The organism is Leisingera sp. SS27, assembly GCF_028368855.1.
In the GTDB taxonomy this organism is placed as follows: Bacteria; Pseudomonadota; Alphaproteobacteria; order Rhodobacterales; family Rhodobacteraceae; genus Leisingera.
Genome location: NZ_JAQNCY010000001.1, coordinates 663,597 through 681,932, shown reverse-complemented (window position 1 = coordinate 681,932; position 18,336 = coordinate 663,597). Strand labels below are relative to the sequence as shown.

Here is an 18,336-nt window from a genome sequence, read left to right as displayed (position 1 = left end):
TCCGTGCTCAGGTTCATATTTTCCTTCTTCGGCTCTATCTTCAGCACCATCACCCTTGGCGTGGCGATGGTGGCACTGACCATCGGAGCGGTGTTCTGGATCTACGGGCGCGACTTGCCGAGCCATGAATCGCTGGCGCAGTACCAGCCGCCGACGATCAGCCGGATCTATTCGGGCGAGGGGCACCTGATCGACGAGTTTGCCAAGGAACGCCGCCTGTTCACGCCGTCTGCGGAAATCCCTGACTTGGTGAAACAGGCGTTCATCTCGGCAGAAGACAAGAATTTCTACAGCCACGGCGGCTATGACGCCCGCGGTATCGCGGCAGCGGCGATTGAGGCCGTGCGGTCGCGCGGCCAGAACGTGCGCGGCGCCTCGACCATCACCCAGCAGGTTATGAAGAACTTCCTGCTATCCGGCGACCGCCGGGCCGAGCGCAAGATCAAGGAGATCATCCTCGCCACCCGGCTGGAGGAAACGCTCGACAAGGAACGAATTCTGGAACTGTATCTGAACGAGATCTTCCTCGGCCAAAACTCCTATGGCGTGACGGCGGCGGCGCAGACCTATTTCAACAAGACACTGGGTGAACTGCAACCGCATGAGGCGGCAACACTGGCTTCGATGCCTAAGGCACCGTCGGATTACCACCCGGTCCGCCAGAAGGATCGCCTGCTGGCGCGGCGCAACTATGTGCTGCGGGAGATGCGCGAGAACGGCTATATCTCCAAGGATGTCTATGACGTGGAAGTGGCGCAGCCGCTGCGCTCGGTTCAGAACGGCGATTTCGAGGGCTTCCGCACCACGCTGCCGCCGCGCGACTATTTCACCGATGAAATCCGCCGGCAGCTGACTGAAGACTTCGGCGAGGGCGAGTTCTTCACCGGCGGCTTCACGGTGCGCGCGACCATCGACCACGACATGCAGGCCGAGGCGGCGTTGGCGATGCGCGGCGGGCTGGAAAAATACGACCGCTCCCGCGGAATCTGGCGGGGCACCGGCATCAAGCTGGAAGAGGATCAGCTTAAGGACGAAGCTGCATGGCGCGCGGCACTGGCAAACACGGAAGTGTCCCGCGACATCGCGCTCGGCGGCCGCTGGTATCCGGCGGTGGTGCTGGAGGTTGGCGACAAGTCCCTGACGATCGGGGTTGAGCAGAGCGAAGGCACGGGGACCGTTCCGCGTTCCGACATCAAGTGGATGAAGGGCAGCTTTGCCGACAATTTTGCCCGCGGCGACGTTGTGCTGGTCCGGGCCGAGAAGAAGGACCATGCCTTCAGCCACTGGTCGCTGCGTCAGGTGCCGGAAGTGCAGGGCGGCTTTGTCGCGATGGACGTGAACTCCGGCCGGGTTCTGGCGATGCAGGGCGGCTTCTCCTACCAGCATTCGGTGTTCAACCGCGCCACCCAGGCGATGCGGCAGCCGGGTTCCAGCTTCAAACCTTTTGTCTATGCGGCAGCGCTGGACAGCGGCTACAGCCCGGCGACCATCGTGGTTGACGCCCCGATTGAGATCAACACGCCGCAGGGACTGTGGCGGCCCAAGAACTCCACCAACAAGTTTTACGGTCCGACGCCCTTGCGCACCGGCATCGAGATGAGCCGAAACCTGATGACCATCCGATTGGCGCAAGAGGTCGGGATGCCGGTGGTTGCAGGGTATGCTGAGCGGTTTGGCGTCTATGACAATATGGGTCCGTTCCTGGCCAACTCGCTGGGGGCAGAGGAAACCACGCTCTACAAGATGGTGGCGGCCTATGCGATGTTCGCCAACGGCGGCGAGCGGGTGCAGCCGACGCTGGTGGACCGGGTGCAGGACCGGTTCGGCAAGACCATCTACCGCCACGACGACCGCGACTGTGTGGATTGTTCCGATCCCGCGCTGGCGCCGGGTCAGGCGCCGCGCATTGTCACCGACCGCGAACAGGTAATGGACCCGATCACCGCCTATCAGCTCACCTCGATGATGAGGGGTGTGGTTGACCGCGGCACCGCATCAAGTGTGATCAACCTGCCGGTGCCCACCGCGGGCAAGACCGGTACCACCAACGATTCCCGCGATGTCTGGTTCGTCGGCTTCACCTCCAACATCGTGGCCGGCTGCTACATGGGCTTTGACCAGCCCCGCCCGATGGGCCGCGGCGCCTATGGCGGCACCATGTGCGGCCCGGTGTTCCAGCAGTTCATGAAAAAGGCGACCGAGAAATTCGGCGGCGGCCCGTTCGAGGTGCCGGAAGGCGGCCATTTCATCAAGATCGACCGCTACACCGGCGCGCGGCTGCCGGATGGGGCGTCGGGCGTTTATGTGGTGGCGGAGTATTTCCGCGACGGGGCGGAGCCGATCTTCGGCCTGACCTATGACGGCGGTTTTGCGATGGGGTCGAACCTGCCGCTGATTGAGGAAGTGCAGCAGTCCGGCCGCCAGGTTACCACGTCCAGCGGCGGCACGGCTGTGCTGGGGCCCAAGGCGACCTTCGGCACCGTCAGTTCCGGCGGGCTTTACTGATCCTGCGAGGGGCGCGGCAGCAGCAGTGCGGCCTCGTGGCGCGAGGCGCAGAGGCGGGCGGTGCGCCCGCCTTCGCCGCTGTGCCATCGCAGGTCCGGCATGATGCGGAAAAGCTCCTCGCGAACCGGTTCCTCCAGGGCTGAGACGGCCTGATCGCCCGGGTGGAAGCTCTCGGAGGCAGCGCCTTCGGCATAGATGATCTCATGCTGGCCGAACAGCACATGCACATATGTGACGGTGCCACCCGGTTCGCGCCGGATGGAGCGGTCGTTCAGCATATGCACGGCTGAGACCAGAACCTCGCTTTCGCCAAACAGCAGGCTGGCCTGGGAACCTGAGAACAGCATCCGGTGCTGCGGCGAGACCAGCAGGTCACGTTCCGCCCCGAACTGGCCTGCCTTGATCCGGATCGGGGCCAGGTTGCCCGACGCCGGGACTGTTGACTGGCTGATCCAGCGCACCGGCTGCAGGCCGTTGTCGCGGGTCATCACCAGATCGCCTGGGCGCAGGGTTTCGATGCAGCGCAGACCCGCTGAAGTGGCGATGCGGGTGCCTGCGGTAAAGCAGATGATGTTTTCGATGCCCGAGAAATGGACTGTGCTGCCATCCAGCAAGGTCGCCGTACCTGTCAGGCTGCCGCCGGTGTTGTCGGTGATGTTGACCGATCCCAGCACTAGCTGGCCGTTGAAATCCAGCGTGTCACCGGTGGTTTGGCCTGTATCGCCGCCGGTCACATAAATGTCGTTGCTGCCGGTATCTCCAGTGTCCTCCACCGTGAAGTAGTCGTCGCCATCGCCGCCCGTGGCAGTGTCGCCTTCTCCGATGATCAGGCTGTCATCCCCGGACCCGCCATCCAGCGAGTCTGCCCCGGCATTGCCGCGCAGGGTATCGCTGCCTCCCCCTCCGAGGAGCGTGTCATTGCCGCTGCCGCCGGTGAAGACATTGTTGCCGCCCAAGCCCTGGACCCAGATGTCCGAGGTGCCGATGGATGCATCCAGCGTGTCATCACCGGAATGCAGGTAGTAGCGTTCAAACTCTGAAAAGGTGACGGTATCGGCACCGACCGTAAAGGTGCCGGCTTCGTCGCTGGTGAAGGTGATGTTGATGCTGGAGCCGTCGCCGTAAAGCTCCAGCATGTCGCCCAGCGTTTCATCGGTTTCGCCGCCGACCAGCGTTTCTCCGTCAGGGTTGGCCCAGACCGCAACCCAATCGTCGCCGCCTTCGCCATAGAAGGTGTCATTGCCTTCATCTGTGTCATAAAGGTCATCCCCGTCACCGCCGTAGACCAGGTCGTCGCCGGTTCCAGCCCACAGCGTATCATCGCCGCTGCCGCCATACAGCGTGTCATTGCCGCTTTGACCGGAAATGGTGTCATTGCCGCCCTGACCGTAGATGAGGTCGTTCCCGGCTCCACCGTCGATGCTGTCGTTGCCGTCCGCAGGTACTTCCGCCGGCACCGTGAAGGTGATGTCGGTGACCATGTAGTCGGAACCGTCTGTGCCATCGGTCTGAAGATTGGCGGACAGCACCAGCTGGTCGAAATCGCCGTAGCCGCTGATATTGACCGTGCCGGAGCCGGAACCGGGTGTGCCCTCTGTGAAATCGCCCTCGGCGACCAGGACCCCGTCCAGGTAGATGGCCCAGTGGCCTTCCTCTCCAAAGCCGTCGGTGTAGAGGTGGCTGAAGGAGAAGCTGGCATCGTCGGTGTCCTGGTCGAAGTCGACGATGATTTCCTCTGAGATGCCGGATGCCTTGTCATAGCCGACCTGAGCGTCAACGCCGCTGTCGGAATCCGATATCGCCCCGGCAACACCAAAGCCGCCGTCGTAATAGTCGATGTTGGCGGCGCTGGCGTTGCCCGCCAAATCCCTGGCGGTCACGGTGAAGCCGCTGCTGGTGTCGGTGACGTTGGCATCGTCGATGCTTTGCTGCGAATCCGTCAGCCCCGCTTCGCTGCTGCTGTCGCCATAGATCGTGTCATCGCCGCTGCCGCCCGCCAGGCTGTCGCCGCCGGAGCCGCCGAACACCATGTCGTTGTCGGCGCCGGCGTTGACCGTATCATCGCCTGCTCCGGCCTCCACCGTGTCCTGATTGCCAGAGGCGCCGCCGCCGCTGCCGTTGTCGATCTGATCGCCGTCGGCATCGGTATAGCTGCTGTCGATGTTGTCGGCGCCGCTGGTGCCCTCCACCGGACCGTCACTGTCGGTATAGGCGGGCGGGTTGTCGGCGGTTGCGGAACTGAAAGAGTCGGGCTGGCCGTAGTCCGGAACGAAATAGACATTGCCGTTGGTGGCCAGGTAATAGACGCCAGGCTCTACCTCGTTGGTATAGGGCGTGCCGCCGTGCGAACCGGTCCAGCTCCAGCTGCCCGCGCCCAGGTTCTGGTCGGTGGTAAAGGAGGAATAGGTAGACGTGATCGTGTCGCCGTGATCAAGCGACCCATCTCCAAGCTGGACAAGATACCCGCTGGGCATAATCCCAATTCCCCAAAATGCACGGCGGGCCAGGCTGCCCGCGCGATCCAATGCTCAGATTTCAGCAGGCTGCGTTAATTCTGCGTATTTTCCGGATCAGATACCGCGCTGCATTTTAGATGCATTTTCCGTATCTCCCTGCGCCTGCCGGGACATGCTGCCCGCTTGCCCGCGGCGCAAGGGTGGTTTATCACGCAGGCCTGATCTCAGATTGCAAGGACCTCCCATGCGCGCGGAAACCCAGAATATCGTCGCAGACATCGAGAAATCGCTGGAACTGCTGGCCCAGCGGTTGAACTGGGAAACCGCCGAGTACCGGCTCGAGGAGTTCAACGCGCGGGTCGAGGACCCGAACCTGTGGGACGATCCGGAGGCGGCACAAAAACTGATGCGCGAGCGCCAGGCGCTGGTGGATTCCATTGATACCTACAAGGGCATCAAGCAGGATCTGTCGGATAACATCGAGCTGATCGAACTGGGCGAGATGGAAGACGACGCCGAGGTGATCAAAGACGCAGAATCTGCTCTGGCGGCGCTCAAGGAGAAGGCGGCTGAGAAGGAGCTGGAAGCGCTCCTGGACGGCGAGGCGGATGCCAATGACACCTTCCTCGAGATCAACGCAGGCGCCGGCGGCACAGAGAGCTGCGACTGGGCGTCTATGCTGGCGCGGATGTATGTCCGCTGGGCTGAGAAGAAGGGCTACAAGGTCGAGCTGCAATCCGAAAGCGCAGGCGACGAGGCGGGCATCAAGTCTGCTGCCTACAAGATTTCCGGACACAACGCCTATGGCTGGCTGAAGTCCGAAAGCGGCGTGCACCGGCTGGTGCGCATTTCGCCCTATGACTCGGCGGCCAAGCGGCACACGTCGTTCAGCTCGGTCTGGGTTTATCCGGTGGTGGATGACAATATCGAGATCGAAGTGAACCCGTCGGATATCCGGGTGGACACCTACCGCTCCTCCGGCGCCGGCGGCCAGCATGTGAACACCACGGACTCGGCTGTGCGGATTACCCACATCCCGACCGGTATTGTGGTGACCTCCTCGGAAAAGTCCCAGCACCAGAACCGCGATATCGCCATGAAAGCGCTGAAGTCGCGCCTGTATCAGCAGGAACTGGACCGCCGCAACGCTGCCATCAACGAGGCGCATGAGGCCAAGGGTGATGCCGGATGGGGCAACCAGATCCGCTCCTATGTTCTGCAGCCCTACCAGATGGTGAAGGACCTGCGCACCCAGCATGAGACTTCTGACACCAAGGGCGTGCTGGACGGTGATCTGGACGGCTTTATGGCCGCAACCTTGGCGCTGAACGTGTCCGGCAAGAGCCGCGCCGACGCGCAGGCCGAAGACTGACCCCAGTGCTGCCCGGAACAGGGCACTCAACCGTGTAGTAAAGGGCAGCCTGCACCGGCTGCCCAATTTTTGAGCGGGTCCAGCTGCGGGCAAAGCGGCAGATATATCATGCATCTGCAAGGCATTTTATTCTGCGGATTTCGCGGCTAGGCTCAAATGAAGCATTTTTGATGCTTCATTTGAAAAAGACGCAGGCTATCCGCAACAGGACAGAAAACCGGGCCTGCCTGAGGGGAGGAGCACCGCGATGACACCAGAAAAGCCTTTTGGCGTGCCGCCGCTGCAACCGGTCACGACGCAGATGCTGTTCGAGGCTCTGCGCCGTGGCTGGGGGGACTTCCGCAGGAAGCCGCTTTACGGGCTGTTCTTTGCAGCGTTTTACGTGCTGGCAGGCTGGATGATGGCCTGGATCACGGTGCGCACAGGCACCACCTACTGGCTGGTGCTGGCGGCCATCGGCTTCCCGCTGATCGGTCCCTTTGCCGCGGTTGGCCTTTATGAGGTGTCGCACCGGCTGGAACAGGGCAGGGGGATTGCGGTCGGACGGATTCTGGGGGTGGTTCTGCAGCAAAGCCGCCGTCAGTTGCCGTCTATCTGCGCCATCATCGTTGTGGTGTTCCTGTTCTGGTTTTTCCTCGGCCACATGATTTTTGCGCTGTTCCTGGGGCATGCGACGATGACCAACATCTCCACCTCGGCAGAGGTGTTCCTGACTGCCAACGGGCTGACCATGCTGGCAGTCGGCACGGTGGTCGGGGCAATGTTTGCCCTGCTGCTTTACATGATCACGGTGATTGCACTGCCACTGCTCCTGGACCGCGAGGTGGACTTTGTCACCGCCATGATCACCAGCTTCCAATATGTGCAGCAGAACTTCTTGGTGATGATGATCTGGGCTGGAATGATTGCGGTTCTGACCTTTGCTGCGCTGCTGCCATGGTTCTTGGGTCTGTTCATGGTGCTGCCGCTCTTGGGCCACGCCACTTGGCACATCTACAGGCTCGCTGACGCGAGTTAGCGTCAACGAAAGGGCTGGCCGGTGTTCAGCAGGCGGCGGTGGAAGGGCAGCAGAGCGTCCTCGTCAGCAAAGCCTGCACTGCGTGCGGCGGCCAGAACCTGAGGTGTATCGCGGCCCAGATGTTCATAAACCATCCGTGTCACCCGCTCCCCGGCACCGTTTTCGCGGACAGTGCGGGCGACGTACCCCGACCAGAAGTTGTTCTGCAGGGACGCCACCCGCGCCAGATAATTGAACGAGTAGGTCATCGCCTTGCGCCGCGCGATGACAAAGGCGACACCGTCTTCGTGGCCGCTGATGTAGCCCCGGAACTCCCGCACCCCGAGACTGGCCGGCAGGCCCTGGCTCTGCATCGCCTCTTTTGCCTCGAACCCCTTGATATAAGTGACGCCACCCTCCCGGAACACGTAGACGAGGCCGATCACGAATTTCTCTTCATTGATGAAGCTTCGGCGCGTGAAACGGTAAAATCCGGAAGGGAAAAACTCCTCGGTCAGTTGTTGAACGCCGTGGCCAAGGAAATCCGCCAGAAATGCACCGTTTACAACCTGGCCCGCCTTTGAAAGCGTTTCCACCGGGTCGAGCAGGATACGTGCGTCTACGTCAAAGAAACGGCAAATGCGGTCAAGAATATCCGGGCGCGGAAAACTCTCGCCGGACAGGTAGCGGTTGAATTGCGTGCGATTGATGCCCAGCTGGCGCGACAGCTCTGAAATCGACCGGTATTGCCGCGCCAATTGACGCAAGTTCGCGCCAAACATGTTCCTCAGGTCAGCTGGAGAGCGGTTCTGGCTGTTCATTCGGGGTCCTGACGGTTTGGCTTTTGCGTAGAATTTTCCCTGTTTGCCGGTAGGTTATGCCAGTTTAGGGCATCGGCACAGCAGTCGGTGCACCCTTGTAGCGTCAGGAGTGTCTCTAGTTCACGTCAGGAGGCTAGCGGAACTGACACAAAATGCAATAGCGGGACTCGTTTTTTGTCATGTTGGCGTCAGCTCAATTGCTTCAGAATTAACGGGCGGCAAAACGAGGACTGGTATGATTGGAGTCATTTTATGGAGCGATGCTCCCCTGACCAAAGCCGTAATCTGGTGCGATGACCAAGGGGACCTTGCTTTTTATACAAATACGGCTGGAACGGAGCATGCCGAACTGAATCCAGGGGACTGGGTTGAGTTTGATGTAACTCTGAGTGGCAATATCAGAGTTGCAGAAAACCTCGCCGTTGTGCTGGAGCAGGGTAGTCCTGATCTGGCAGACCGGTTGAGTGCAACGGCGGAGTGCAAAGCGGCTGAGGCCGGCAGCCAGGAGCAGAAGGTCGTTCCGTTCCCTCTGCAGACAGCAGAAAAGCGGCGCGTATCCGCACCGCTTCGCAACTTTCAAGGATAACACCGGCCCTGTTCGGCCGGTGACGGGGTCAGTTGCCGCGCAGCAGGGCGGCAACGCCGGTGCGGGCAATCTCAGCCAGGCCCAGCGGGCGCATCAGATCCGCAAAGGCATCGATCTTTTCCGGCGCACCGGTGATTTCAAACACAAAACTGTTCAGGGTGCTGTCGACCACATTGGCGCGGAAGATATCCGCCAGCCGCAGCGCTTCGACGCGCTTGTCGCCTTCGCCTGCCACTTTCAGGATCGCCAGCTCCCGTTCCACTGCGGCACCTTCGACGGTCAGGTCGTGCACGTCGCGGACGGACACGATCCGTCCCAGCTGTGCCTTGATCTGCTCAATCACCTGCGGTGTGCCGGTGGTGACGATGGTGATGCGCGACAGGTGGCCGGTATGGTCCACCTCCGCCACGGTAAGGCTTTCGATGTTATAGCCGCGGCCCGAAAACAGGCCGATCACCCGGGCTAGAACGCCGGGTTCGTTTTCCACCAGCACGGCAATGGTATGGCGCTCCTGCACGTCCGAGAACGTCGGACGCAGGTTGTAGGCGGAATGGCGGTTGGAGCCTTTTTTGATTTGCAGGGCAGACATGTTGTGCCTTTCTCTCATCTCTCGCTGCCAAAAGTTTTCAGAAAAACTTTTGGCAAAATTCTTCATAAGAATTTTGCGGTCCAGCCGCGGTTACACCAGCACTGCGCCGCCGGCCTGGATAACGCCCTGCGTCTCGGCTTCGCCCAAGAGCATCTCGTTGTGCGCCTTGCCCGACGGGATCATCGGGAAGCAGTTCTCATGCTTTTCAACCAGGCAGTCGAAGATCACCGGCCCGTCATAGTTGATCATTTCCATGATCGCATCATCCAGATCCGCAGGATCGCTGACGCAGATGCCCTTGCAGCCAAAGGCCTCGGCGAGCTTCACGAAATCAGGCAGCGCCTCGGACCAGGAGTGGCTGTAGCGTTCGCCGTGCAGCAGTTCCTGCCACTGGCGCACCATGCCCAGGCGCTCGTTGTTGAGGATGAACTGCTTCACCGGCAGGCGGAACTGCACTGCGGTGCCCATCTCCTGCATGTTCATCAGCCACGATGCCTCGCCTGCGACGTTGATCACCAGCGCATCCGGGTGTGCCATCTGCGCGCCGATCGAGGCCGGGAAGCCATATCCCATTGTGCCGAGGCCGCCGGAAGTCATCCAGCGGTTCGGATCCTCAAAACCCAGGTATTGCGCTGCCCACATCTGGTGCTGGCCGACCTCGGTGGTGACATAGCGGTCACGGCCTTTGGTCAGTTCTTCCAGACGCTGCAGCGCGTACTGCGGCTTGATGGTCTTGTCCGAGTTCTTGAATGACAGGCAGTTCACCGCGCGCCATTCGTTGATCTGCTTGTGCCACTTGTCCAGCGCCTCGCGGTTCACCTTGCGGCCGCGCGACTTCCAGACCTTCAGCAGGTCTTCCAGAACATGGGCCACATCGCCGACAATCGGAATGTCGACCCGGATCACCTTGTTGATCGAGGAGGGGTCGATGTCGATATGCGCCTTCTTCGACTTCGGGCTGAAGGCGTCGATGCGGCCGGTGATCCGGTCATCGAAACGGGCACCGATGTTGATCATCAGGTCGCAGCCGTGCATCGCCATGTTGGCCTCGTAAAGGCCGTGCATGCCCAGCATGCCCAGCCAGTTCTTGCCGGAGGCCGGATAGGCGCCGAGCCCCATCAGGGTCGAGGTGACCGGAATGCCGGTGGCATCCACCAGTTCGCGCAGCAGCTGGCTGGCCGCGGTGCCGGAGTTGATGACGCCGCCGCCGGTATAGAACACCGGGCGCTTGGCCTTCTCGATGGCCTCGACCAGCTCCGTGATCTCTTCCATATCGCCCTTGACCTGCGGCTGGTAATGCGATGCCGAAGGTTTCGGTCCCTGGTATTTGCCGCTGGCAAACTGCACGTCCTTGGGGATGTCGACCAGAACCGGGCCTGGGCGGCCGGATTTGGCGACGTGGAAGGCTTCATGCAGGGTGCCGGCCAGCGCATCGGTGTCCTTCACCAGCCAGTTGTGCTTGGTGCAGGGGCGGGTGATGCCGACGGTATCGGCCTCCTGGAAGGCGTCGGAGCCGATCATAAAGGTCGGCACCTGGCCGGTCAGAACCACGATCGGGATCGAGTCCAGAAGCGCATCAGTGAGGCCGGTGACGGCATTGGTGGCACCGGGGCCGGAGGTCACCAGCACAACACCCGGCTTGCCGGTGGAGCGGGCATAGCCCTCAGCGGCGTGTACGGCGCCTTGTTCGTGCCGCACCAGGACGTGGCGGATGTCATTTTGCAGAAAGATCTCGTCATAGATCGGCAGCACGGCGCCGCCTGGGTATCCGAAGACTACGTCCACACCCTGATCCTTCAGGGCTTGGACAACCATCTTTGCGCCGGTCATTTCACGTGTCATCTGCTTTTTGCTCCAATTGGCGGCATCGTCCGTTACGCATAAAAAAAGCCCCCGATTTCTGGTCGGAGGCGCATGGGTTCGATTATGGTCTACCGTTACCGGCCCATGCGCTTGGTTCCTACGATTACGACTAGGGTGGTCACTGCCACAGGCTCCTCTTTGCGTTGCGGGGGACATTATGTCTGCCGGACAGGGGCGTCAACCGCGAAAGCTGTCAAAAAACACCTGTTCAGGGACATTTTCTTGCTCACGCCCTGGGGTGCGGCGAAATTTCCGCGAAAATGACGGCGCGTGCCGGTGTGGATTCGTTCAAAACCGGCACTCCCATGTCCCGTTTGTGCCAGATCAGCCAAACCGCAGCGGGCAAGCTCACCCTAAAAGAGGCGACAGGGAAGGACATGAACATGGCTGAACTTGCAGATCTGGTGGACCTGGGGCGCTATCCGATCGACAGGCGTGGCTCGCCCGCCTATGCGCGGATGATGGCGGACGTGCAAAGCGAGCTGGAAGCTGACGGCTGCGCGGTGCTGCCGGGCTTTGTGCACCCGGACGGCATCGCCAGGCTGGCGGCCGAAGCTGATACCGTAGCGGATCAGGGGCATAAGTCGTTCAGCCGCACCAACGCTTACTTCTCCAAGGACGATCCGTCGCTGCCGCAAGACCACCCGGTGCGCCAGTTCTATGACCGCTCCAATGCCTTTATTCCGGCGGATAATTTCGGCGCGGCCAGCCCGCTGCGGACGATTTACGAATTTCCCGGCTTCATGCCCTTCATCCGCGAGGCGCTGGGGGAGCCGGAGAACCGTTTCTTCCGTTATGACGACCCGCTGGCGGATGTGATCATCAACATGGTCGAGGAAGGCGGCGGCTTCCCCTGGCATTTTGATACCAACAACTACACGGTGACGCTGGCGATCCAGAATGGCGAGGCCGGCGGCGATTTCGAATACGCACCGATGCTGCGCACGCCCACGGATGAAAACTACGACGGCGTTGCGCGGGTGCTGGCGGGCGGCTCGCCCTTGGTGCGCAGGCTGGTGCTGCAGCCGGGCGATCTGCAGATCTTCCGCGGCCGTTACTCTTTGCACAGGGTGGCTCCGGTGGAAGGGCCGCGCAGGAGGTATGTCGGTATCTTTTCCTTTGTCGAGACTGAGGGCATGTGCGGCGGGGTGGAGCGCACCAGACAGCTTTACGGCCGCGTCCTGCCGCGCCACTACGAGCGCGAAGGCCTGCGCGCAGACGCGCTGCGAGACTAACAAAACGGGCGCCCCGGGGGGAGAGCGCCCGGACGGGCACAACAATGTTGCGGCAATGCCGGGGATTACTCCGTCAGCGCGTTGTGCCCGAAATACAGGAACTCCTTGTCCATCGCCTGCACATCCGCCGCCGCCAGCGACAGGGAGGCGCCGTCCAGCATCTTGTAGCTTTTCTGGTCCTTCACCCAGGTGTCAGCGGGCTGCAGCGTCGACAGCGTATAGGTGGTGGTCTCCGACAGGTAGTGGGTGGGGATCACCGCCTTGGGTTGGATCCGTTCCACCAGCGCGTTGGCCTGCTCATAGGACAGGATGTGCTCAGAGCCGTCGACCGGCAGGGTCAGCACGTCGATGCGCCCGATGGCGTCCCAGAATCCGTCTGCCGGGTCGGGCCGGTTATCGCCCCAGATCAGAGTACGGATGCCGCCGGTCTCCACCACATATGTCACCATATCCATGTGGCCCGGGTTGTTGGGCGGGCAGGCCTCAACCCCGAACTCGGCCAGGGCGTTGGTCCAGGGATACCAGCCCGGCGCGACGCAGGCGTGTTTGTCGGCGTAGCCAGTGATTTTGAGGTCCGCGAACTCGAACGTGCCCACCATCCGGTCCAGCACCATGGTCGATTGCGGGCGGTCGATGGCGTCATGGTCGAAATGAGTATGGGTGGACATGGTGATATCCACCAGAGTCTCCGGGAACTTCTGCTTGAACCATAATCCCCAGGCACCGGAGGGGTCATCCCGCCACGGATCAAAAAGGATCGATGCGCCGCCGGGAGAGGTGATCTTGATCGCGCAATGGCCGTAGAAATCAATCTTTACCTCGCCATCTGCAAAGGCGGACATGTTCTGCAGATCGATCACATGGTTGTTGTTGCCGGGCTGCAGCCAGTCGGTCGATTGCGCCTGTGCGCTGGTGGTGCCCAGCAGGCTGGCGGCTGTTCCGACGCCTGCAGCACCTGCGGCGGCAAAGAAGCTGCGCCGGGACAGGCCGGGCGCCAGGTCATCCTTGCGGCCGTCCAGCCTGGCCGGATTCAGCTCTTTCTTGTGCTCATCCATTGGTTCCGTCTCCCTGTTGTTGTCTAGCCGCCGCCTTGGCGCAGCGGTGCAAACAGGCTAGGTGCGAGAAGACCCAAGGGGTGCCCCGGAAGAATATGGGGGGAATATGGGGGTAGCCCCCATAGTGAGGGCGCACGGGCGAGCGGCGGGTCCTTGCTGTGGGGGAAATCCGGGCCTTGGCGCTTCTCCCGGTTTCTGGCAGCCTGTCCGGAAAGGATCCGGACGAAGCCGGGCAGCAAAACACCTCGTGGAGCGGGCAGAGAGCATGAACATCACACGGCGTCATTTCGGATTTGGCCTGGCAGCCTTGGGGCTGAGCGCCTGCAGCAGCACGGTGCCCGCAGGCAGCGGCCCCAGCGGAACCGCCAGCCTGCCAGCAGACCTTCGCCCCGTTCCCAATGCAGGCTACGACGCCTGGGTTGCCGCCTTCCGCACGCGGGCAGAGGCCCGTGGCATTTCCAGCGCCACATTGCGCGCCGCCTTCCGCGGCGCGGGTTATCTGCCCGGTGTCGTCAAACGCGATCGCAATCAGACCGAATTCAAGCGCTCGCTTGAGGATTACCTCTCCATCGCGGTCTCTGACGAACGTCTGACCAAAGGCCGTGCTGCCTTTGCCCGCCACCAGTCCACCCTGCGCACGCTCGAGCGCAGCTATGGCGTTGATGCGGAAATCATCTGCGCGATCTGGGGGCTGGAGAGCTTCTTTGGCGAGCGCCGCGGCAACGTTCCGGTGATTTCCGCCACCTCCACTCTGGCCTTTGACGGGCGGCGCGGAGCGTTCTTTGAAAAACAGCTGATTGCTGCACTGAAGATCCTGCAGAACGGCGACATCACGCCCGCCCGCATGACCGGCAGCTGGGCCGGCGCCATGGGGCATACCCAGTTCATTCCGACCTCCTACCAGGCGTTTGCCGTGGATTTCACCGGCGACGGGCGCCGTGATATCTGGTCGGAGGACCCGACCGACGCGCTGGCCTCCACCGCTGCTTATCTCCAGCGCAACGGCTGGACCCGCGGCCTGAAGTGGGGCGGTGAGGCCGGGGCACCGGGCACCCCTTCGGGACGCAGCCTGCAGCCGCAGCCGGGCGGCCCGGTGTTCTCTGTCACCAGCAACTTCAATGCGATCAAGCGCTACAACAATTCAGATGCCTATGCGATCGGCGTGGGTCATCTGGCCGACCGCATCGCCGGCGGTGCCGCGCTGCGCGCCAGCTTCCCTCCGGACAAATACGGGCTGACCAAGGACGACCGCATCCTGTTGCAGAAACGCCTGACCGCACGCGGTTTTGACACCGGCGGTGCCGATGGGGTGCTGGGGCCGAAAAGCCGCGCGGCGATCAGTGCCTATCAGTCCAGCCGCGGCCTGCCGGCAACCGGTGACCCGTCGCAGGCGCTGCTCAGAAGTCTGAACTAGCGGCTACTCCGCCGAACTCAGCGCAATCAGATGCTGGCGCAGGTTCTCGCGCCGGCTGAGGCCCAGTTTCTGGCGGATGTTGTTACGGTGAAAGTCGATGGTGCTGGTTTCGCGCCCCAGGGTGGCGGCGATCTCCTTGGTGGTGCGGCCCATCATGATCAGCTGCATGATCTCGGTCTCCGCTGGGGTCAGCTGTTCCAGCGCTTCTGACATCTTGGACGACAGGGCGGAGGTGATGTTCTTCAGATTGTCCTCGATCATCATCAAATAGGCGCTCTGCAGCTCGCGCCCCGCATCCAGATGTCTGAGCTTGGCCACATAGGGCAGCACCATGCCCTTGATCTGCTGCACGATCTGCTGCTCGCTTTCATGGCGCGACGCCTCCACGTTGTCGATCAGCACCCGCAGCGCGGTGTTGGCCTCCTCCAGCGCCTTGGTGCGGCGCTTGATGGTGTCCTCCCGCGCCCGCACCGTCTCGCGCAGCTCGGCTTGCGCCTGCTTGCGCTGGGCCACCTCCAGCAGAAGCGCCAGATCGCCCTCCACCACCCGGCAGAACTCCTGCAGTCCCTTGCGGAACATCAGCGCGCGTTTGTTGCGCCGGGTGTCGAGCACGCAGATGGTGCCGTAAATCTCCCCATCCGGCCATTTGATCGGATAACCGATGTAGAAGGACATGGCGTGCTCCATGTCCTCGTTGTCCTGCCAGCGCGGCTCACACTGGGCGTCCTCGACCACCAGTTCGCCGTCGTTCTCAAAGACGCCAAAGCAGTAGAGCTTTTCGTTGAGCTGGTACTTGCGGCCAGGAAAATAAGGGTTGTTTTCCGCGGTGTTGGAGACCTTCACCCGGTGGTCCAGATCGACCGTTGCCATGATCAGTGCGGCGGGCACATCGGTCAGTTCGGCCACCAGATCCACCACCCGCTGCCATTTGGCCTGAGTCTGCGGTGGGATTGCGGGCTTGTCTGTACTCATGGCGCAGCTCCTTGACGCGCAAGGCTAGGGCAGGGGCTGCGGATCACAAAGAAAAATCTGGAAGCGGTCAGAAACCGGCGCCGGTGCCCTGCAGCACCCCATGCTCCAGCGCATAGCGGGTCAGGCCCGCAGTGGAGGAAATCCCCAGTTTGCGTTTGATGTTCTTGCGGTGGGTCTCGACCGTTCTGACAGAGATATCAAGCGTTTGCGCGACTTCCTTGTTGGACTTGCCCTGCGCCAGCTCCAAGAGGATGGTTTGCTCGCGCCCCGTGAGCGCCTCGCGGATGTCACCGTCCTTGGGCTTCAGCGAGCCGGCGGCGCCGGTGCACAGATAGGTCTTGCCCTGCATCACCGCATCGATGGCCTGCTTGATTTCGTCGGTCGGCACATCCTTCAGCACATAACCCATGGCCCCGTGGCTGAGCGCGGTGGAGATATACTCGGCGCTGTCATGCATCGACAGGATCAGGATGCGGGTGCCGGGGTGCTGTTCCAGGATGATCTCGGTGGCGCTGAGGCCGCCGAGCTTGGGCATGTTGAGGTCCATCAGCACCACGTCAGGAGCCAGAAGGCCCATCTGGTCCACCGCAACCTGACCGTCGGTCAGGGAGCCGACAACTTCGATATCGTCATAGCTTTCCAGGATCGACTGGATGCCCTCAGCCACCATCGGGTGGTCGTCCACGATCAGAACTTTTACTGGATCCGCCATCATCCCCCCAACGGCAGTTGTCGAACTTTCCAAAGGCTGCGCCGGGTACCGTATCCTCCCCAGGACTTACGGCAATTGCGCTGGCGTGCCTTCCTCGCCCGGCGGCAGCAGGTGGCTCAAGGGCAGGCTTGCCTCGATCACGGTGCCGCTCTGGGTGCCCCGTGATGACAGAATGCGCAAGGTGCCGTCAAGCTGCTCGATCCGCTCTTGCATGTTGCGCAGGCCGATCCCCGGCCCGGTGCGGGCATCACGCGGCGGCAGCCCGCGGCCGTTGTCGGAGATCCGCATGGTGGCGCCGCGGGTATGGCCGCGCAGGTCGATGCTGACCTTGCTGGCCTCCGCGTGGCGCTCGATATTGGTCAGCGCCTCCTGCGCGATACGGTAGAGAGCGATCTTGGAATCCTGATCCAGACGATTGCGGAAAACAACGGTGGAGAACTCGGTTTCGATGCCCGTGCGCACTGCAAAGTCATCGGTCAGCGCCTTCAGCGCCGGCCCCAGACCCAGGTCATCCAGCACGCCGGGGCGCAGATCGCGGCTGATCCGCCGCACCTCCGTGATGGCGGTCAGCAGGTTCTCCGTGCCTTTCTCCAAAGGCGCCGCCGCGCCTTCTCCATCGCCGCGCGACAGGCGGCGGCGGGTGTTGTCCAGGGCATAGCGCACCCCGACCAACAGCTGGCTGATGCCGTCATGCAGCTCCCGCGCAACCCGTCCGCGCTCCTCTTCCTGGGCGTCGAACACCCGCTGGGTCAGCTCCTTCAGCTTGGCATCCGCCAGCCGCCGCTCGCGGATGTTCAGGAACATGCCGGAGGCAAAGACCAGCGCCAGCGACACCAGGGTGATGCCGCCGATATACAGGAACGTGCGCCGCACCCGCGCCTCAACCTCTGCCCGCGAGGCGGCGACCGTGGCCAGCACATCGTCGATGAAAACACCGGTTCCGATCGCCCATTGCCAGTCCTGCAGGCCCAGCACATAGGCGATCATCTGCGCCTCCTCGCCGGTTGAGGGCTTCTCCCAGGTGAAACTGTGCCAGCCGGCGCCGTCGCGGGCGAGGCGGATGAACTCATCCACCACCGGGACGCCTGCGCTGTCCCGCAGCCCGGCCCAATTGCGGTTGATGTACTCGGTCTGACGCGGGCTCACCAGGTTGGTGCCGTCATAGTCGTAGACGAAAAAGAACCCGTCCTTGCCGTAGATCATCGCGCTGAGGATCTGGGTGACCCGCTCCTTGGCCCCCGCATCATCGGGTGCCGCCAGGCCATAGATATGGGCAAAGCCGTTGCGCGCCTGAGTCACGTAATTGCGCAGCTCCGCCTTCTTTGCCTCCAGCAGCTGCATTTCCAGCGCTTGGATCTCGCGTTCGGCCAGGGCGCGCGACTGATAGCCCACCACCAGCGCAATCGCAGTGCCCGCCACGATCAGCGGCAGGGTCATCAGCAGCGACAGCTTCTGCGCGTAATCGGGGCGCAGCAGGGAACGGAACAGACGCATAAGCACTCCGCGGGAATGGGTCAGAATCGTGTACCGAATCATTGCGCAGCCGCCCAGAGGAATCAAAGGGGCAGGGGTGGTTTGCCCTTACTGCGGGAGTCCGCGGTTTTCTCATCGCGTGTGAAATGCATGCGAATTGCTGCAATGACCGGCAAAAACGTTCCGTTCTACGCAGTACTAGGTATTCACATAAAATTCATCGCCGCTAGGCTGACCGCACTCGAACCGATCCGCCTTGGGGGGACCTGGGGCAATCCGAATTGAT

General features: G+C 62.0%; 14 protein-coding genes. 6 read left to right on the top strand and 8 right to left on the bottom strand.

The genetic code is table 11. From position 1 onward, the window contains the following. Positions 1 to 3 precede the first annotated feature (3 nt). The gene (locus N6L27_RS03295) at positions 4 to 2,505 is read left to right on the top strand and encodes a penicillin-binding protein 1A (protein ID WP_271905652.1); all 2,502 of its coding nucleotides are present in this window, start codon (positions 4 to 6) and stop codon (positions 2,503 to 2,505) included. Here the strand turns inward: N6L27_RS03295 and N6L27_RS03290 are convergent. Continuing rightward, the gene (locus N6L27_RS03290; RefSeq protein WP_271905651.1) at positions 2,499 to 4,979 is read right to left on the bottom strand and encodes a Hint domain-containing protein; all 2,481 of its coding nucleotides are present in this window, start codon (positions 4,977 to 4,979) and stop codon (positions 2,499 to 2,501) included. The genes N6L27_RS03295 and N6L27_RS03290 overlap by 7 nt on opposite strands. A gap of 226 nt (positions 4,980 to 5,205) precedes the next feature. Between N6L27_RS03290 and prfB the strand changes: the two genes are divergently transcribed. Both prfB and N6L27_RS03280 read left to right on the top strand, forming a co-directional pair. Next, a complete protein-coding gene (gene prfB, locus N6L27_RS03285) occupies positions 5,206 to 6,333 on the top strand; it encodes a peptide chain release factor 2 (RefSeq protein ID WP_271905650.1) in 1,128 nt (375 codons plus the stop codon). A gap of 247 nt (positions 6,334 to 6,580) precedes the next feature. After that, positions 6,581 to 7,351, top strand: coding sequence for a DUF2189 domain-containing protein (locus N6L27_RS03280; protein WP_271905649.1), 771 nt, complete (start codon positions 6,581 to 6,583; stop codon positions 7,349 to 7,351). Between the two features lie 2 nt (positions 7,352 to 7,353). On the opposite strand, the gene N6L27_RS03275 is transcribed toward N6L27_RS03280, so the two are convergent. Next, positions 7,354 to 8,151, bottom strand: coding sequence for a helix-turn-helix domain-containing protein (locus N6L27_RS03275; RefSeq protein ID WP_271905648.1), 798 nt, complete (start codon positions 8,149 to 8,151; stop codon positions 7,354 to 7,356). 235 nt (positions 8,152 to 8,386) lie between these two features. Here N6L27_RS03275 and N6L27_RS03270 point away from each other — a divergent pair, with 235 nt between their 5' ends. Further along, positions 8,387 to 8,737 carry a hypothetical protein gene (locus N6L27_RS03270; protein WP_271905647.1) on the top strand — a complete coding sequence of 117 codons (351 nt, stop codon included), beginning with the start codon at positions 8,387 to 8,389 and terminating at the stop codon, positions 8,735 to 8,737. A 28-nt stretch (positions 8,738 to 8,765) separates the two neighbouring features. Here N6L27_RS03270 and ilvN read toward each other — a convergent pair whose 3' ends face one another. Beyond that, complete coding sequence (gene ilvN / locus N6L27_RS03265) at positions 8,766 to 9,326, bottom strand: acetolactate synthase small subunit (protein ID WP_271905645.1); 561 nt, start codon at positions 9,324 to 9,326, stop codon at positions 8,766 to 8,768. Between the two features lie 90 nt (positions 9,327 to 9,416). Beyond that, complete coding sequence (locus N6L27_RS03260; RefSeq protein WP_271905644.1) at positions 9,417 to 11,168, bottom strand: acetolactate synthase 3 large subunit; 1,752 nt, start codon at positions 11,166 to 11,168, stop codon at positions 9,417 to 9,419. 404 nt (positions 11,169 to 11,572) lie between these two features. On the opposite strand from N6L27_RS03260, the gene N6L27_RS03255 reads away from it, so the two are divergent. Then, positions 11,573 to 12,424: a HalD/BesD family halogenase gene (locus N6L27_RS03255; protein ID WP_271905642.1), complete on the top strand. Its 852-nt coding sequence runs from the start codon at positions 11,573 to 11,575 to the stop codon at positions 12,422 to 12,424. Between the two features lie 65 nt (positions 12,425 to 12,489). On the opposite strand, the gene N6L27_RS03250 is transcribed toward N6L27_RS03255, so the two are convergent. After that, positions 12,490 to 13,479, bottom strand: a complete 990-nt coding sequence (locus tag N6L27_RS03250) for an MBL fold metallo-hydrolase (RefSeq protein ID WP_271905641.1) — start codon at positions 13,477 to 13,479, stop codon at positions 12,490 to 12,492. A 265-nt stretch (positions 13,480 to 13,744) separates the two neighbouring features. On the opposite strand from N6L27_RS03250, the gene N6L27_RS03245 reads away from it, so the two are divergent. Next, a complete protein-coding gene (locus tag N6L27_RS03245) occupies positions 13,745 to 14,893 on the top strand; it encodes a lytic murein transglycosylase (RefSeq protein WP_271905640.1) in 1,149 nt (382 codons plus the stop codon). Between the two features lie 3 nt (positions 14,894 to 14,896). Here the strand turns inward: N6L27_RS03245 and N6L27_RS03240 are convergent, their stop codons facing one another. From N6L27_RS03240 to N6L27_RS03230, 3 genes are all read right to left on the bottom strand, one after another. Further along, positions 14,897 to 15,865 (bottom strand): LuxR C-terminal-related transcriptional regulator, encoded by a 969-nt coding sequence (locus tag N6L27_RS03240; protein WP_271905639.1) that lies wholly within the window; start codon positions 15,863 to 15,865, stop codon positions 14,897 to 14,899. Between the two features lie 67 nt (positions 15,866 to 15,932). Continuing rightward, a complete protein-coding gene (locus N6L27_RS03235; protein ID WP_260018578.1) occupies positions 15,933 to 16,577 on the bottom strand; it encodes a response regulator transcription factor in 645 nt (214 codons plus the stop codon). Between the two features lie 66 nt (positions 16,578 to 16,643). Then, on the bottom strand, positions 16,644 to 18,071 hold the full coding sequence (locus tag N6L27_RS03230; protein ID WP_271905638.1) for a cache domain-containing protein: 1,428 nt from the start codon (positions 18,069 to 18,071) through the stop codon (positions 16,644 to 16,646). Positions 18,072 to 18,336: the final 265 nt, after the last annotated feature.

What these genes read in the sequence shown, in the direction of transcription:
- N6L27_RS03290 (WP_271905651.1), bottom strand. Translation starts at nt 4,979, where the DNA reads ATGCCCAGCGGGTATCTTGTCCAGCTTGGAGATGGGTCGCTTGATCAC.
- prfB (WP_271905650.1), top strand. Translation starts at nt 5,206, where the DNA reads ATGCGCGCGGAAACCCAGAATATCGTCGCAGACATCGAGAAATCGCTG.
- N6L27_RS03280 (WP_271905649.1), top strand. Translation starts at nt 6,581, where the DNA reads ATGACACCAGAAAAGCCTTTTGGCGTGCCGCCGCTGCAACCGGTCACG.
- N6L27_RS03275 (WP_271905648.1), bottom strand. Translation starts at nt 8,151, where the DNA reads ATGAACAGCCAGAACCGCTCTCCAGCTGACCTGAGGAACATGTTTGGC.
- N6L27_RS03270 (WP_271905647.1), top strand. Translation starts at nt 8,387, where the DNA reads ATGATTGGAGTCATTTTATGGAGCGATGCTCCCCTGACCAAAGCCGTA.
- ilvN (WP_271905645.1), bottom strand. Translation starts at nt 9,326, where the DNA reads ATGTCTGCCCTGCAAATCAAAAAAGGCTCCAACCGCCATTCCGCCTAC.
- N6L27_RS03260 (WP_271905644.1), bottom strand. Translation starts at nt 11,168, where the DNA reads ATGACACGTGAAATGACCGGCGCAAAGATGGTTGTCCAAGCCCTGAAG.
- N6L27_RS03255 (WP_271905642.1), top strand. Translation starts at nt 11,573, where the DNA reads ATGGCTGAACTTGCAGATCTGGTGGACCTGGGGCGCTATCCGATCGAC.
- N6L27_RS03250 (WP_271905641.1), bottom strand. Translation starts at nt 13,479, where the DNA reads ATGGATGAGCACAAGAAAGAGCTGAATCCGGCCAGGCTGGACGGCCGC.
- N6L27_RS03245 (WP_271905640.1), top strand. Translation starts at nt 13,745, where the DNA reads ATGAACATCACACGGCGTCATTTCGGATTTGGCCTGGCAGCCTTGGGG.
- N6L27_RS03240 (WP_271905639.1), bottom strand. Translation starts at nt 15,865, where the DNA reads ATGAGTACAGACAAGCCCGCAATCCCACCGCAGACTCAGGCCAAATGG.
- N6L27_RS03235 (WP_260018578.1), bottom strand. Translation starts at nt 16,577, where the DNA reads ATGGCGGATCCAGTAAAAGTTCTGATCGTGGACGACCACCCGATGGTG.
- N6L27_RS03230 (WP_271905638.1), bottom strand. Translation starts at nt 18,071, where the DNA reads ATGCGTCTGTTCCGTTCCCTGCTGCGCCCCGATTACGCGCAGAAGCTG.